Consider the following 13,844-nt stretch of genomic DNA (forward strand, 5'->3'; position numbering starts at 1 on the left):
GCCCGGCGGCGGGACGGACGCTCACTCGTCGAGCGCGGCCGTCATCGCGTCGAGGTCGGCGAGCAGCGCCGCGAGACGGTCCTCGGGTACGTGTCCGATCATGCGTCGCTCGACGGCGTACACGGCGCCGCGGGCGGCGTGCAGGCGCTGCTGCCCGGCCGGAGTGAGATGGACCGGCAGGGCACGGCCGTGGTCGGTGGTGGCCGCCCGGGTGATGAGGCCGGCCTCGCTGAGGCCGCGCAGGACGACGTTGGCCGACTGCCGTGTGACGAAGGTGCCCCGCGCCAGGTCGGCGTTGGACAGGCCGGGCCGCTGGTCGAGGAGTTCGAGGCAGGAGTACTGCGGGACGGTGAGGCCGTGCTCGCGCAGGGCCTTGTCCATGGCGCCGCGCAGCGCGGCCGCGGCACGTTTGAGGCGGTACCCCACATGCTCCGTCACGTCCTGGGCCGGATGGGGCGGGGGCACGGCTGAACGATCATCCATGTCAGTATTTTGACATACCAGGAGCGGGCGCCTACGGTTTCTTATGTCAAAGTCCTGACATACACCTCCGGAGGAACCATGACCGCCACCGTCGAAGGCCCCGATTTCATCGCTCTCCAGGTGAAGGACGTGCCCGCCGCGGCCGCCTTCTTCGAGGAGCGCCTCGGACTGCGCCGCGCGCCCGCCTCGCCACCCGGCGCGGTGGTGTTCACCACCAGCCCGGTCCCGTTCGCGGTGCGTGAGCCGCTCCCGGGCGTCGACCTGGACGGTGCTGCCCGCCCCGGCCTGGGTGTGGCGCTCTGGCTGCGCGCCTCGGACGCGAGCGCGGTGCGCGAACAACTGGTGCGGGCGGGCACGGAGGACGTCAGCCCCTTGCAGGACAGTCCGTTCGGCCCGATGTTCTCCTTCACCGGCCCCGAAGGATATCGGCTCACCGTGCACGGCGGCTGACCCGGAACACCGCGCGGAGCGGCCTCGAACACAGCGGAAAGGGGCCTCCCTGGACGGGAGGCCCCTTTCCGGGGTCCGGGCGGCGGAAAGAAGGAAAAGGGATCTCAGTCCTTGAAGACGTCCTTGGTCTTCTCCTTGGCCTCACGGGCATCACCCAGACTCTTCTCGGCCTTCCCCTCGGCGGCCATCCGCTCATTGCCGAGCGCCTTGCCCACGGCCTCCTTGGCCACGCCCTGGGCCTGCTCGGTCTTCGCCTTGGCCTTCTCGCCCGCGGTCATGACAGGCACCTCCTCAGAGAGTATTCCGGTGTTGCGACGACCCCCTTGTGCCCCTGCTTCCCCACCACAAACAAAAGTTTTCCGAGGAATGCGCGACGGGATGCAGGGCACACGGCAGTCCAGGAGGTTGATAACTATGGTTCCCCTTTTGCTGGTCCTGCTTCTCGCCCTCGTCCTTTTCGGCGCGGGTTTCGCCCTCAAGGTCCTGTGGTGGGTGGCTCTCGTCGTCCTGGTCGTGTGGCTGCTCGGGTTCCTCATGCGCTCCACCAACGCGGGCGGCGGCCGTGGCCGCTGGTATCGATGGTGACCTGACACCGCAGCTGCCCCCGCTCTTCGCAGGGCCCGACCGCACGGCGGTCGGGCCCTGCGGGCATGAGGGCGAGCGGGCCGCGGGGCCGTCCTATAGTTGCCCGCATGAGCCGTTGGAGGGATGTGACCGGGGGGAAGTCCGGAGAGGACTACGCCGCACGGTTCGCGGCCCTGGCCCGCGCGGGCCAGGACGTGCACGGCGAGGCCCGGTTGTGCGCGGCGCTCGTGCCGCCGGGAGCACGCGTGCTGGACGCCGGGTGCGGCACCGGGCGGGTCATGATCCGGCTCGCCGAACTCGGCTACGACTGCGTCGGCGTGGATCTCGACGCGTCGATGCTGGCGGTCGCGCGGCGCGAGGCCCCGGGACTTCCCTGGTTCCAGGCCGATCTGGCGGAGTTCGACCCGGCCGGGCTCGGCATCGCGGGAGACTTCGACCTGGTCGTCGCCGCGGGCAATGTCCTTCCGCTGCTGGCCGCGGACACCGAGGCCGCGGTGGTCCGGCGGCTGACCACGGCGCTTGGTCCGGGCGGTCTGCTGGTCGCGGGCTTCGGCCTGGACGAGGCCCACCTGCCCGTGCCGTCCGGCATCACCCTGCCGGAGTACGACGGCCACTGCGCCGCGGCCGGTCTCACTCTCGTCGACCGCTTCGCCACCTGGGACGCGGAACCGTACGACGGCGGTGGCTACGCCGTCAGCGTCCACCGCCGGTGAGGAGCGGACGGCGCCTTTCCCGCGGGCCCTTCGCGACCGGGGGTGCGCGGAGGGCACCGGGGCATGCGGGAGCCTCCTGGGAACCCGGCCCGGCCGGAGCCGGGCGGGTTACGGGTAGCTGGTGAGGTAGGCGACGTTGTGACTGGGGGTGACCGTCGCGCCGGAGTCGTTGATGATGTGCGTGATGGTGCCCGCGCCGCCGAGAACGGTGGTCACCATGTCGTGGAACACCACCCCGGGTGTCTGCGGCACCTCGAAGGAACGTGCCTCGACCACGGACGGGTTCACGTTGAAGTACGCGTAACTGCCCAGCCCCCACGCCTGGTGACTGGTCACGGCGGCGCCCACCTTGTAGGCGGGGTAACCCTTGGTGGAGCCGTTCGTCCAGGAGCCCTGGTCCGGGGGGTCGTAGGGCAGTTCGTTCTGGAAGAAGTAGGTGCGTCCGCCGTCGCCGTTCCAGACGACCTGGGTCTTCTGGAAGTGCTCGACGAACAGGCCGTAGGCCGTGACGTTCCGGCCGTTGACGACCAGTCCCGTGTCCGCGGTGTTGGTGTTCCAGCCGACCGTGCCCGGGTTGCCGTGGTCGGCGCGCCAGATCCAGGTGTGGTCGATGATCGTGTCGCTGGTGTTGACGACGAGGGACTGGGTGGCCTTGCCGGTGGCGGCCCCGCCGATGCGGAAGAAGACGTCGTTGAGGGTGACCGGATCCGAGGTGTGGCGCGCCGACGCGCCGTCCGGGCCGATCCGCATCAGGACAGGGGAGTTGGCGGTGCCCGCGTCGACCAGCACCCCGGCGATCTCGATCCCGTCGACATCGGCGGTGCTCAGCGCGGTGACGCCGTGGTCGGGGACGAGGGTGGCCAGGCCCATGCCGAGCACCACGGTGTCCGGCCGGGTGACGTTCAGTGTCCGGTCGAGATGATAGACACCGGGGGTGATCAGCAGGTTCTTGCCCGCGGCCAGTGCGGCGTTCATGTCGGCCGCGCTCGCTCCGGGCCGGGCGATGTAGAACTGGTCGATCGGCAGGGAGGTGCCGGCCTGCGTCCGGCCGCTCCAGGTGGTCGCGGAGGCGTCGCTCTGCACGGCGGGGACGTTGGTGTACGTCGGGAACGACTGGGCGGGCGCCCCGGTGTCACCGACGAAGACCATGTTCCAGTTGGCACCCGACCACGAACCCATCCGGGAGTTCAGCGCTTGTGTGCGGGTGGTCAACGACCGCGCTTGAGGCATCGCGACCGACTGCGGAGGAAATGGCTTCGCCGTGGGAACCTGGTCCCGGCATGATTCCCTCCGTGCACGAGGACGAGGACCATCGCGGGCGAATGCGGTACACGCTGACTGAGACGGAGCATGGGCATGCCTGGGGCGTCTGCGCCGAGGCGGAAGGGCTGTTTGGGGAACCCCAACGCGGGACTTACGAGCTGTTCGGCTGGGTTCCACAAGCGGAAGTGCACGGCTGGGTCGGCAACCGAGTGTGGCTGGTGCCGGACGACGAGACACTCGACCCTTGGCTGCTCGAGGACGCGGAGAACTCGGTGCAGCTCCTTGGGACAGACAGTCTTGTGCTCACCGGCCTGGACGACTATGAAGGCCCGCCCGAGGGACACAGGGGCCGCGTCCGCGTGCACGACGGGCACCGTTGGCTCGGCTCCTGCCGGGAATTCGCCCGTGTCCTGCCGCGCGAGCAGGGCGCACACCCGCTCGTCCTGCGAGGGCTCGCCCCACGTGATCAGCTGAGGGCGGCACTGATGAAGGGCACCCGACGGGCGCTGGACCTGGAGCAGGCCTCCCTGGAGATACAGGACGACCAGGGCGAGCCGCTCACCGAACGCCTGCTCTGGGCCAGAGTCAGCGCCTGGCGCCCATCCTCCTACGGGACGGATCTGATCGACCTGGAGCTTGACGGCGAGCTCGTCACACCCGTTCCCGAATACGCCCGGCCCATCTGGGAGCGGTGGCTCGCCGGGCCGCCGGACACGGCGGCTGCCTGGGCGGGCCTCGACACCCGGCGCCGCTGGGCCTGGCACGATCTCGTCCGAGAGCGGGCCTGCCGGCGTACTCACCGTGACCGGCCAGCCGGTCACGCCTACGAACTCGATGGTCGGCATGTCACCGACGAACCGGGCCTCTACCTGGCGCTCGGCGAGGCAGTGAACGGGCCGGGTGGCTACTTCGGCGGCTGTCTTGCCGCCCTCGACGACTGCCTGCGTGGCACCTTCGGCTACACCGCCCCGGCAACTCTGTTCTGGCGGGACGCTGCGACCGCACGCGAGCACTTGTCCCAGGCCCTGTCACCGGGTGGCCAGCCCTACGACCTGTTCGGTGTGGTCCTCGATCTCCTGGCCGAGGGTGGCATGCACGTCACCCTGGCGTGAGCCATGGTCCGCCCGCCGGGCATCGGCCATGTCCGATCGGTTCCCAACCACTTGTGCGCCGTGGCATTGACAGCGATGCCGTACGGTCCGTGGGTGTTGCAGCTTGGAGCCTGGTCAACCCACTTCATCACTAGGGATCTGCCCGAGTCGGCAGAACCGGCTGGCTACCTGCGCCTTCCCCCTGCCGAATGGGAGCGAAGGCTGGATGACCTGGGAATTCCCGACGGCACGCCGTACCTTCTCTCACCGAGCTTCGTCTACGACGTCCGCCTGAACTCGTACTTCCGTCGGGTGGATTTCCTGGAGGGTCCGCTCAACAGCCAGAACAATAGTGCGTCGGCTTTGGCGCGGTTCTTGAACTTCCTGCACTCCCATCGCGGCGGGAAGGGCTGGCAGGACGCCACCGAGGCCGATCACCTCGCCTGCCACCACTGGCATCGACGTGACCTGCGCGGGCCCAGGGTCGACGGCGGTACCTGGAGCCAGGAGGTGTCACATCTCCAGTAGTTCTACGAGTGGTACAGCTGGCAGAACGACCTGCGGAACAACCCCGCCATCGACATCCTGGCCTCGATGGACCCCTCGACCTTCCCGATCGGCACCGACCCCGACCAGACCTGGTACAGCGGCTACTACCCGATCGTCTGGTCCAACCGCGACTACCGCATGGTCTACAACAACTTCGGGCACAACGCGATGGACTACGCGACGAACACCGCGCTGTCGTCGACGTTCGCGAGCCCCGGGCAGAACCGGCTCCTGCTCCAGGAGATCGCGTGGGCGGCCGGCGGCAGCGGGCCCGTCACCCCGCCGCCCGGAGGCGTGTCCGGCCGGATCACCGGCTACGGCGGCACATGCGTGGACGTGGCGGGCGGCGGCTCCGCCGACGGCACGGCCGTCCAGCTCTACGCCTGCAACGGCACCGCGGCCCAGCAGTGGACGGTCGGCTCCGACCGGACGCTCAGGGCGCTCGGCAAGTGCCTGGACGTGACCGCGGCGGGAACCGCCGACGGCACGAAGGTGCAGTTGTACGGCTGCAACGGCTCAGGAGCCCAGATCTGGGCGCACCGTTCCGACGGCGAACTGGTCAACCCCGCCTCCGGGAAGTGCCTCGACGCCACGGGCCCCAGCTCCGCCAACGGCACCCGGCTCCAGATCTGGACCTGCTACGCGAGCGCCAACCAGCAGTGGAAGCTCCCGAGTTGACGCCACGTGCCGACGCGCGTCCCGCCGGTGCGCCGCCGGGAGGGAGCAGCCTCCCGGCGGCGCACCGGCACACCGCCGCGGGACTCCGTCACGCGCCCCGCGGACAGGAGCGGAAGAAGTCGACGAGGGCCGCGCTCACCTCGGCGGGCCGTTCCTGCTGGGTCCAGTGCCCGCAGCCGGTCAGCTCCAGGGGCGGGCGCAGCAGGCCGGGCATCCGGTCGGGCAGCTTCCGGATGAGTTCGGGGGTGCCGGGGAAGGCGGCGACGGGGTCCCGGTCCCCGTAGACGTACAGGGCGGGCGAGGTCACGACGGCGCCCGCCCACGGAGCGGTCAGCTCCCAGTTGCGGTCGAGATTGCGGTACCAGTCGAGCGCCCCGGTGAAGCCCTCGGAGAAACTCTCGGTGAGCGCGTCGAGGTCGTTCTCGGTGAACCACCCGGGCAGCGTCCCCGGGTCGGGCATGGCCGCGAGCCAGCCCCGTTCGGGATCGACGAGCGGCTGCCTGATCTCGCCGGGCACATCGCCGGACGCCCAGTAGATGAACTTCCGCAGCGCGGTGCGCGGGTCCCGCCCGAACTCGGCGTCGGCCACCCCGGGGCGGTTGAAGTAGTTCCAGTAGAAGCGCCCGCCGAACGCCTTCTCCATGGCGACCAGGGGCGGCTGCCTGCCCCGGAACGGCGGCGGCACGCTCAGTCCGGCCACCCCGAGGACCAGGTCCGGGCGCAGCAGCGCGGTGTGCCAGGCGACCGGTGCTCCCCAGTCGTGCCCGACGACGTACGCCTTCTCCTCGCCCAGCTCCCGGATCAGCCCGACGACGTCACCGACCAGGTGCAGGATGCTGTACGCCGCGACGTCCGCGGGATGGTCGCTGCGGCCGTAGCCCCGCTGGTCCGGGGCGACCACGCGGTACCCCGCCTGGACCAGGGGACCGAACTGGTGGCGCCAGGAGCGCCAGGACTCGGGGAAGCCGTGCAGCAGCACGACCAGGGGGCCTTCCCCCTCCTCGGCGATGTGCAGCCGGATCCCGTTCACATGGACCACGCGATGCTCGATCATGAGCCGAGCGTACGCGCCGCCGCACGCCCTGGGCGGGGTCTTCGCACGGCCGGTGGCAGGCCCGTCGCCCGGTGCCGGACGCCGTGCGCAGACGCGTCGGGCGGCACGACGCGGACCTCGCCGCGACGATGTCCGCGCGTCTGCTCGGGCCCCGCTTCGGCGACCTGGAACAGCGCCCACCCGCGACCGCCCGGCACAGCGCGGCGCCGACGGACAGCTCCGGGCTGAGCCGCACACGGTCGACGCGCCGATCGTCCGGCTACGCCGACGGCCCGGTCTCCCGGACCTGATCCGGGCCGTCCGCGGGACCGGCCACCGCCTGACCGGCCCCGTCCGACGGCCCGGGGCCCATCACCAGGAACACGAAGACGGTGGTGAGGAGCACGACGACCGACGCGGCGAGCCAGGTGGTGCGCATGGCGTGGAGGAAGCCGCCGTACGCCGCCTGGGCGACGGCGTACGACTGCGGGCCGTGGCCGTGCGCCGCCAGGTCCTGGGCGACCTGGAGCGTCGCCGCGACGGATCCGCGCGCCCGCTCCGCCAGTCCGTCGCCCAGACCGCCGACCGCCGGGTCGATCCGGGAGCGGTAGGCCGCGTTGAGCACGGAGCCCAGGACGGCGGCGCCGAGCGAACCACCGACCTGCCGGAAGGTGTTGTTCACCGCCGAGGCCGCGCCCGACTCGCCGGCCGGCAATGTGGAGACCACCGTCGCGGTCGACGGCGGATGCACATGCGCGGTCCCGGTGCCGAAGACGAACAGCCAGATCTCGAACAGCCAGATCGGCGTGGACCGGCCGACCGCCGCCAGCCCCAGCAGACCCGCCGCCATGGTCGCCAGACCGAACGTGCACACGGCGCGCACACCGAACCTGGCGACGAGCCTCGGCACCCGGGGCGCGAAGATGATCAGCGAGGCCGCGAGCGGCAGCACACACACCCCGGTGAGCAGCGGCCCGTAGCCGCGCACGCTCTGCAGATAGAAGGTGATCACGAAGGTGCCGCCGACCAGCGCGAAGTAGAGGACGGCCAGCGAGGTCGCCGCGGCGGCGAAGCCGCGCTCGCGGAAGTAGCGCATGTCCAGGGCGGGTTGGGCGACGCGCCGCTCCCACAGGACGAAGGCGGCCAGCAGCACCGCTCCCGCGGCGAGCGGCAGCCCCGCGTCGCGGCCCGTCCAGTCGTTCAGCTCGCCGGCCCGGATCACCCCGTAGACCACGCCGAGCAGCCCCAGACCCGACAGCGCGATGCCGAGCAGATCCATGCGGCGGCCCTCGGAGGTGCCGGACCGCCGGGCGGCCGGCACGAACCGGACCATCGCGACCAGGGCCACGGCCACGATCGGCACATTGACCAGGAACACCGAACCCCACCAGAACCGTTCGAGCAGCGCGCCGCCGATGATCGGGCCGAGGGCGACGGCCACGCCGACCACCGCGGTCCAGATGCCCAGGGCCTTGGTGCGCCGCTCGCCGGGGAAGACCGCGGAGATGATGGCCAGGGTCGCGGGCATGATCAGCGACCCGGCCACGCCCATGACCGCGCGCAGCCCGGTCAGCTGGTCCGGTGTCCTCGCGTACGCCGACAGGGCGGAGGAGACACCGAACAGGGCGACGCCCGCCACGAGCAGCTTCTTGTGCCCGACCCGGTCGCCGAGCAGCCCGGAGACGAGCAGGAGGCCGGCGTAGGCGAGCGTGTAGGCGTCGACGGCCCACTGGAGCTGGCTGTGGTCGGCGCCGAGGCCGACGGGCGCGGGCTCGGCGAGGGTCTTCAACGCCACGTTGAGGATGGAGTTGTCCATCGACACCAGCAGCACGGCGGCCAGCACGGCGACGAGGACGGCGGTGCGGCGTGGCTCGCGGCCGGTGCCCTCGTGCGTCCGTGAGGGGCGGTCGGCCGCGGCGGGGACCGGTGTGCTCAAAGTCCTGTGTCCTCTCGGGGACAGCGACGCCCGGCGGGGCCGGGCGGGCAGGAGTGCGGTCCGGCCGCGTGCCGGTCCCGGACCGGTCGGCTCGGCTCGGACGTCTCGGCTCGCGCGGAGTCTATCCGCGCGGGACGGGGACCGAGGGGAGCGCGGCCGTGTCGTCCCGCGTGATCGCGCCTCAGCGCCTCGGGGCGTTCCGCCTGGGCAGCCAGCGCTGTTCCGCCTCCGCCAGCTCGTCCTCCCCCTGTAGTTCGAAGACCTCGGCCAGGGACGCCACCGTGACCTCGACGTTCCGCAGATGCTGTTCGGAGTGGATCGTGGCGGCGGTGAGCTGCATGGCCCGCAGGGCCGAGCGCATGAGGTGGTTGGCCCACACGACGGTGGAGATGCCCTCCTCGGCGAAGACCTCGGTGGGCGTCGTGTAGTACGTCGTCGGCACGATGACGACCGGCAGCCGGTCGCCCCACTCCGCCTTGAACGCCAGGATCTCGCTCGGGTCGGAGCGGGCCGAGTGGATCAGGATCGCGTCGGCGCCGGCGCACCGGTACAGCTCGGCGCGGCGCAGTGCCTCGGCCGGTCCCTCGCCCGCGATGAGCGCCTCGGTGCGGGCCACGACGACGAAGTCGGGGTCGTGCTGGGACGCCTTCGCGGCCTGGATCTTCCCGGCGAACTCCTCGGCGTCGGCGAGTGGTTGGGTGCCGCCGCGGACGAAGCTGTTCGTCTTCGGGAAGAGTTTGTCCTCGATGCACACTCCGGCGATCCCGCGCTGTTCGAGTTTGCGCACAAGACGGCGTACCGAGTTGAAGTTGCCGTAGCCCGTGTCCCCGTCGAGCAGGATGGGGATGCCGGTCGCGTCGCTCATGAACTCGGCGACCTCCAGGACCTGGGTCCAGCTCGCCTCGTTGCTGTCGCGCACCCCCAGCGCCGCGGCGATCGACAGACCGCTGGCCCAGATGCCCTCGAAGCCGGCGCGTTCGACGAGCTTCGCCGACAGGCCGTTGTGCGCCTCCATCAGGAAGCTGATCTCCGGGCGGTCCAGCAGGTGTCTGAGCGTGGCTGTCTTGTTCGACGCCGGGCCGGTGTCGCTCATGAGGCCGTCGCCGTCGTGACGGGGGAGCCGTACAGGGCGCGCAGCCGTGTCGCGATCTCCGGGAGGGCGAGGGGGACCCGCGGCGCGGGCACCGGGTCGGTCGTCACCTTGATCTCCAGCAGCCGGGGCCCCGGTTGTGCCATCAGTTTGCCGTACGCGGACGGGAGTTCGGCCGGTGCGGCGCAGTACGCCGTCGCGGCGTAGCCCAGCAGGTCGGCGGTCGCGGCGAACGGCACCGGCCCCTGGAGCGGCTGGCCGCCGGTGGAGTCGTAGCAGCCGTTGTTGTAGATGACATGGAGCAGGTCCGGCCCCGACGCCGCGACACTGACCAGGGTCCCGAAGCGCATCAGGGACGCCCCGTCGCCGTCGAACACCGCCACCGGCCGTCCGCCCGCGCGCGCGATGCCGAGGCCGACCGCCGAGGCGCAGCCCATGGATCCGCTGAGATAGAGATGGGTCGGGCGGTCCCCGGCGGCGTACAGCTCACGGCCGGTCAGCCCGGTCGTCGTGACGACCACCTGCTCCTCGGGCAGCCGCTCCCGCAGCCATCTGATCGCCTGCGCCCTGCTCAGCCGGTCGCCGGTGCCCGGCACCTGCTGCGGCACGCTCCGGCCGAGCGGCACGGCCTGCGGGCCGTCCCGGAAGGTGCCCTTCCTGATCAGCAGGCAGTAGGCCCGTCGGGAGGCGTCCATCGCCCGCTCGGCCTCCTCCACCGCCCGGACGAACCCGGCGGAGTCGGCCGGGACCCACGCGTGGGCGATCCCGACGTCGTCCAGGATCCGCGCCGTGGTGCGTCCCATCACGTCGTGGTGCGGCTCGTCCCGGGTCCCCGGCTCCCCGCGGACCGACATCAGCAGCAGCACCGGCACGCCGTAGGGCAGGCACAGCGAGGCGAGCGGGTTGAGGGCGTCCCCGAGCCCGGAGTTCTGGAGGGCGACCACCACGCGCCGGCCGGTGAACCAGGCGCCCGCGGCGACCGACACCGCCTCGCTCTCGCAGGTCGCCGGGAAGTAGGTGACGTCCGGGCGCCGGGCGGCGCGCGCCAGCAGCGGTCCGAGATAGCTGCACGGCACCGCCGCCATCTCGCGGTAGCCGCGGGCCAGCAGGGTGTCGAGGACGAGGTCGGGGTCCAGGGCCGGGGTGTCCCCGGGCGCGGACGTCGCGTTCACGGTCACCTCGCCTGGATCCGGCGCATCAGCCGACGCGCCCCGTCCGGGATCGCGTCCCGGCGGTGCATCATCGCCCGGTTGTCCCAGACCACCAGGTCGCCCGGCTGCCACCGGTGCGCCCAGGCCGCCGCCGGGTTGTCGCAGTACCCCCACAGCTCGTCCAGCAGCGCCTCGGACTCGGCGAGCGGCAGACCCGGCACATAGGCGTTGAGCCGGCGGCCCAGGTACAGGGCCTTGCGGCCGCTCTCGGGCCGGACGCGCACCAGGGGGTGGACGGCGCCCGAGGAGGTGGTGATGTCGGTGACGGGAGTACGGCCGTGGCGCAGGTCGCCCGCCGCCGTACGGCTGTCGTCGTGCTTGCACGACAGCGACCCGATCCGGTCGCGCAGGGCGGCGGGCAGCGTGTCGTACACGGCCGACATGTCGAGGAACCAGGTGTCGCCGTGCCCCTCGGGTGTCTCGACGGCGTGCAGCGCGCTGGCGAGCGCGGGCTCGGCGACGTAGCACATGTCGGTGTGCCAGCCGAGTTCGCCGCCGCCCAGATGACCGAGCGGACGGCCGTCCTCGACGATGTTCGAGATGACCATGACCTCGGGCGGCAGCCCGGTGGTGTCGACGATCGCCTCCTGGGTGGGCACCGGCACCGGCGTGCCGAACAGCGCGCCGAACCTCACCAGGTCGTCGGGGGACAGCTCGCACCGGTGGAACACCAGGACCGGATGGCGCAGCCACGCCTCCTTGATGCGGGGCGCGAGTTCGGGCAGCCGGGCCGAGGTGAGCGGCGGCAGGGTCGCGAACGGGGGGACGGCCGGCGCGGCTTTGTCGGCCGACGAGTGCGTCACCACGTGAATCCTCCTTGCGGCAGGGCGGGAGCCGGACCGGTGAGCCCGCCGAACAGGCTCTCGGTCAGCTCGACGAGATCGGAGACGGCGAAGCGGTCCAGCGGCGGCCGTCGCAGACACGCGACGGCCAGCTCGGACAGGCGCGCGACTTCGCGCAGGGTGGCGCCCGGGGCGTCGGCCCCGTCCAGCAGTTCCATGATCGCCGCGATCTCGGTCTCGCCCGGATGCGGGACGGTGAGCAGGGCCTGGAGGCGGCGGCGCTCGGCCGGAGCGCACCGCTGGTGTCCGACGACGATCGGGAACGTCTTCTTGTGCTGGCGCAGGTCGCTGCGGAGCGGCTTGCCGTTGCGCGCCTCACTGCCCCACAGCCCGCGGTAGTCGTCGATGACCGAGAACGCCGTGGCCACCAGCGCACCGAACTCCCGGAAGGCCGCGCGGACCTCGCGCTCGGGGGTGCTGACGGCCGCCGCCAGCTCGATCCCGCATCTGATCAGGCACGAGCGGCCCAGAGCCACCGTCCTGACCTGGTCGAGCGTCATGTCGAGCCGCTGCTCCCAGTCCAGGTCGATGTGCTGGGAGTCGGCCATCTCCAGACACGAGTCCAGCAGGGTCCTCGACAGGTCCCGCGCCTCGACATGCGGCCATGCCCCGTCCAGGTAGTCCTGGAGCGCGTCGAGTCCGACGACATAGATCCCGGCCGCCGCCGTCATCGCGTGCCCGGTGCCGTAACTGACCCAGAGCGCCGGGCGGTTCCGGCGGGTGCGGTCGCCGTCCATGATGTCGTCGAGGATGATGCTGAAGTCGTGGACGAGCTGCACCGCTATCGCCGCCGGTACCGCTCTTCGGTGGTCACCGGCTATCGCCCGCGCGGTCAGCAGCGCCAGCAGCGGCCGCACCCGCTTGCCGCGGGAGTCGTCCGCCGTCGGCTCGCCGTCGTCCCAGGAACGCCAGGCCATGTGGTCGCTGACCATCCGCCGGAACGTCTCGGACCGCGGCTGCTCGCGGTGCAGGAAGGCGAACAGCTCCTGGTCGAACTGGTTCAGCAGCGTCCCGGGGATCACGTCCCGGTCCGTTCCGCGGCGACCATGAGATAGGCGATCGAGGAGGCGTGGTACCCGTCGATGAACAACTGCTCGATCGTGTCGCTGTGTTCGCTGCGCCGTCGCAACTCCCAGTAGGGCAGCGCGTCGTCGTCCATCTGGGCCACGTGGTACGGCACGAACCCGGAGTCCAGCAGCGCGCGGAGGTAGGCCCCGCGGGTGTGCATGGTGCAGGCGTAGTGGCGGTCGATCGCGGCGATCACATCGTCCGCCGAACCGCTCTCGTCGACCGCCCAGGTCGCGAAGACATAGCGCCCGCCCGGCTTCACGATCCGGGCGAACTCCCGGAACAGCGCGGTCAGATCGCTGACGTACATCGTGACCTCGTTGGTCAGCGCCGCGTCCATGCTCGCGCGGGGCAGCCCGGTGCGCAGCATGTTCATGTAGTGGAACCGGACCTTGGCGTCGCAGCCGCGCTCTCGGGCGCTGCGCTCGGCGAACCCCCGCTGGTACCGCGAGATCGTGGCGCCGTCGACGAAGCAGCCCAGGCGCTCGTGGGCCATGAAGGCGGTGCCGCCCCGGCCCGAGCCGCCGTCGAAGACCCGGTGCTCGGGCCCCAGCCCGTCGAGCAGGTCGAGCAGCCGCTCGGTCTGCGCGTTCTCCAGCTCGTGCAGCCGGCGCTGCACCGCGGCCTCGTCCTGGAGCGCCCCGGGCGTCCGGTCGAAGTCCCCGATCCCGAAATGGTGGTGGACGAGGTTCGTCTCCTTGCCGAGCAGCAGGTTGAAGTCGTCCTGCTTCTCGTCGTACATCCGGGCGACTTCCCGCTCGTAGGCGGTGTCGACGACTGCTCGACCGCCCGCTGATTCACTCGGCTGCGCTTCGACGGAGTCGAGCGAGACCTTTCTCATACCAGTACCTC

14 protein-coding genes and 2 pseudogenes are annotated in these 13,844 nt (G+C 71.4%); 6 read left to right on the forward strand and 10 right to left on the reverse strand.

What is annotated here, in order from left to right; all coding sequences use genetic code 11:
• Positions 1–21 precede the first annotated feature (21 nt).
• Positions 22–483 (reverse strand): MarR family winged helix-turn-helix transcriptional regulator, encoded by a 462-nt coding sequence (locus ACWDYF_RS32945; RefSeq protein WP_389472791.1) that lies wholly within the window; start codon positions 481–483, stop codon positions 22–24.
• A gap of 78 nt (positions 484–561) precedes the next feature.
• Between ACWDYF_RS32945 and ACWDYF_RS32950 the strand changes: the two genes are divergently transcribed.
• Positions 562–933 (forward strand): VOC family protein, encoded by a 372-nt coding sequence (locus tag ACWDYF_RS32950; protein ID WP_381736924.1) that lies wholly within the window; start codon positions 562–564, stop codon positions 931–933.
• A gap of 104 nt (positions 934–1,037) precedes the next feature.
• Here ACWDYF_RS32950 and ACWDYF_RS32955 read toward each other — a convergent pair whose 3' ends face one another.
• Positions 1,038–1,211, reverse strand: coding sequence for a CsbD family protein (locus tag ACWDYF_RS32955; protein ID WP_018566047.1), 174 nt, complete (start codon positions 1,209–1,211; stop codon positions 1,038–1,040).
• A gap of 136 nt (positions 1,212–1,347) precedes the next feature.
• Here ACWDYF_RS32955 and ACWDYF_RS32960 point away from each other — a divergent pair, with 136 nt between their 5' ends.
• Positions 1,348–1,518 (forward strand): hypothetical protein, encoded by a 171-nt coding sequence (locus ACWDYF_RS32960; protein ID WP_026252243.1) that lies wholly within the window; start codon positions 1,348–1,350, stop codon positions 1,516–1,518.
• A gap of 107 nt (positions 1,519–1,625) precedes the next feature.
• Positions 1,626–2,231, forward strand: a complete 606-nt coding sequence (locus ACWDYF_RS32965; RefSeq protein WP_389472787.1) for a class I SAM-dependent methyltransferase — start codon at positions 1,626–1,628, stop codon at positions 2,229–2,231.
• A gap of 108 nt (positions 2,232–2,339) precedes the next feature.
• Here the strand turns inward: ACWDYF_RS32965 and ACWDYF_RS32970 are convergent.
• A pseudogene (locus tag ACWDYF_RS32970) lies at positions 2,340–3,419 on the reverse strand (coagulation factor 5/8 type domain-containing protein); the annotation flags it as partial.
• Positions 3,420–3,511: 92 nt separating this feature from the next.
• On the opposite strand from ACWDYF_RS32970, the gene ACWDYF_RS32975 reads away from it, so the two are divergent.
• The 3 genes and pseudogenes from ACWDYF_RS32975 to ACWDYF_RS32985 all read left to right on the forward strand — a co-directional run.
• Positions 3,512–4,606: a barstar family protein gene (locus tag ACWDYF_RS32975; protein ID WP_389472784.1), complete on the forward strand. Its 1,095-nt coding sequence runs from the start codon at positions 3,512–3,514 to the stop codon at positions 4,604–4,606.
• A gap of 93 nt (positions 4,607–4,699) precedes the next feature.
• Positions 4,700–5,113: a hypothetical protein gene (locus ACWDYF_RS32980; protein ID WP_389472782.1), complete on the forward strand. Its 414-nt coding sequence runs from the start codon at positions 4,700–4,702 to the stop codon at positions 5,111–5,113.
• 6 nt (positions 5,114–5,119) lie between these two features.
• A pseudogene (locus ACWDYF_RS32985) lies at positions 5,120–5,812 on the forward strand (ricin-type beta-trefoil lectin domain protein); the annotation flags it as partial.
• 88 nt (positions 5,813–5,900) lie between these two features.
• Here the strand turns inward: ACWDYF_RS32985 and ACWDYF_RS32990 are convergent.
• From ACWDYF_RS32990 to ACWDYF_RS33020, 7 genes are all read right to left on the reverse strand, one after another.
• Entirely contained in the window at positions 5,901–6,866 is a 966-nt protein-coding gene (locus ACWDYF_RS32990; RefSeq protein ID WP_389472779.1) for an alpha/beta fold hydrolase, read from the reverse strand.
• Between the two features lie 259 nt (positions 6,867–7,125).
• Positions 7,126–8,781, reverse strand: coding sequence for an MFS transporter (locus ACWDYF_RS32995; RefSeq protein ID WP_389472776.1), 1,656 nt, complete (start codon positions 8,779–8,781; stop codon positions 7,126–7,128).
• A gap of 181 nt (positions 8,782–8,962) precedes the next feature.
• The gene (gene aepX / locus ACWDYF_RS33000; protein ID WP_389472774.1) at positions 8,963–9,874 is read right to left on the reverse strand and encodes a phosphoenolpyruvate mutase; all 912 of its coding nucleotides are present in this window, start codon (positions 9,872–9,874) and stop codon (positions 8,963–8,965) included.
• Entirely contained in the window at positions 9,871–11,043 is a 1,173-nt protein-coding gene (locus ACWDYF_RS33005) for a thiamine pyrophosphate-dependent enzyme (protein ID WP_389472772.1), read from the reverse strand. The genes aepX and ACWDYF_RS33005 overlap by 4 nt, the downstream gene beginning before the upstream one ends.
• Positions 11,044–11,045: 2 nt before the next feature.
• Positions 11,046–11,888 carry a TauD/TfdA dioxygenase family protein gene (locus ACWDYF_RS33010; RefSeq protein ID WP_381736916.1) on the reverse strand — a complete coding sequence of 281 codons (843 nt, stop codon included), beginning with the start codon at positions 11,886–11,888 and terminating at the stop codon, positions 11,046–11,048.
• Positions 11,882–12,946, reverse strand: coding sequence for a polyprenyl synthetase family protein (locus ACWDYF_RS33015; RefSeq protein ID WP_381736915.1), 1,065 nt, complete (start codon positions 12,944–12,946; stop codon positions 11,882–11,884). The genes ACWDYF_RS33010 and ACWDYF_RS33015 overlap by 7 nt, the downstream gene beginning before the upstream one ends.
• Positions 12,943–13,833, reverse strand: coding sequence for an SAM-dependent methyltransferase (locus ACWDYF_RS33020; protein WP_389472767.1), 891 nt, complete (start codon positions 13,831–13,833; stop codon positions 12,943–12,945). Before ACWDYF_RS33020 ends, ACWDYF_RS33015 begins: the two co-directional genes overlap by 4 nt.
• Positions 13,834–13,844 lie beyond the last annotated feature (11 nt).

This window comes from Streptomyces sp. NPDC003284 (assembly GCF_053589675.1).

Excerpts from the sequence above, each read along its gene's own strand:
- ACWDYF_RS32975 (WP_389472784.1), top strand. The coding sequence starts at position 3,512 with ATGATTCCCTCCGTGCACGAGGACGAGGACCATCGCGGGCGAATGCGG.
- ACWDYF_RS32955 (WP_018566047.1), bottom strand. The coding sequence starts at position 1,211 with ATGACCGCGGGCGAGAAGGCCAAGGCGAAGACCGAGCAGGCCCAGGGC.
- aepX (WP_389472774.1), bottom strand. The coding sequence starts at position 9,874 with ATGAGCGACACCGGCCCGGCGTCGAACAAGACAGCCACGCTCAGACAC.
- ACWDYF_RS32990 (WP_389472779.1), bottom strand. The coding sequence starts at position 6,866 with ATGATCGAGCATCGCGTGGTCCATGTGAACGGGATCCGGCTGCACATC.
- ACWDYF_RS33020 (WP_389472767.1), bottom strand. The coding sequence starts at position 13,833 with ATGAGAAAGGTCTCGCTCGACTCCGTCGAAGCGCAGCCGAGTGAATCA.
- ACWDYF_RS32960 (WP_026252243.1), top strand. The coding sequence starts at position 1,348 with ATGGTTCCCCTTTTGCTGGTCCTGCTTCTCGCCCTCGTCCTTTTCGGC.
- ACWDYF_RS32945 (WP_389472791.1), bottom strand. The coding sequence starts at position 483 with ATGGATGATCGTTCAGCCGTGCCCCCGCCCCATCCGGCCCAGGACGTG.
- ACWDYF_RS32965 (WP_389472787.1), top strand. The coding sequence starts at position 1,626 with ATGAGCCGTTGGAGGGATGTGACCGGGGGGAAGTCCGGAGAGGACTAC.
- ACWDYF_RS32950 (WP_381736924.1), top strand. The coding sequence starts at position 562 with ATGACCGCCACCGTCGAAGGCCCCGATTTCATCGCTCTCCAGGTGAAG.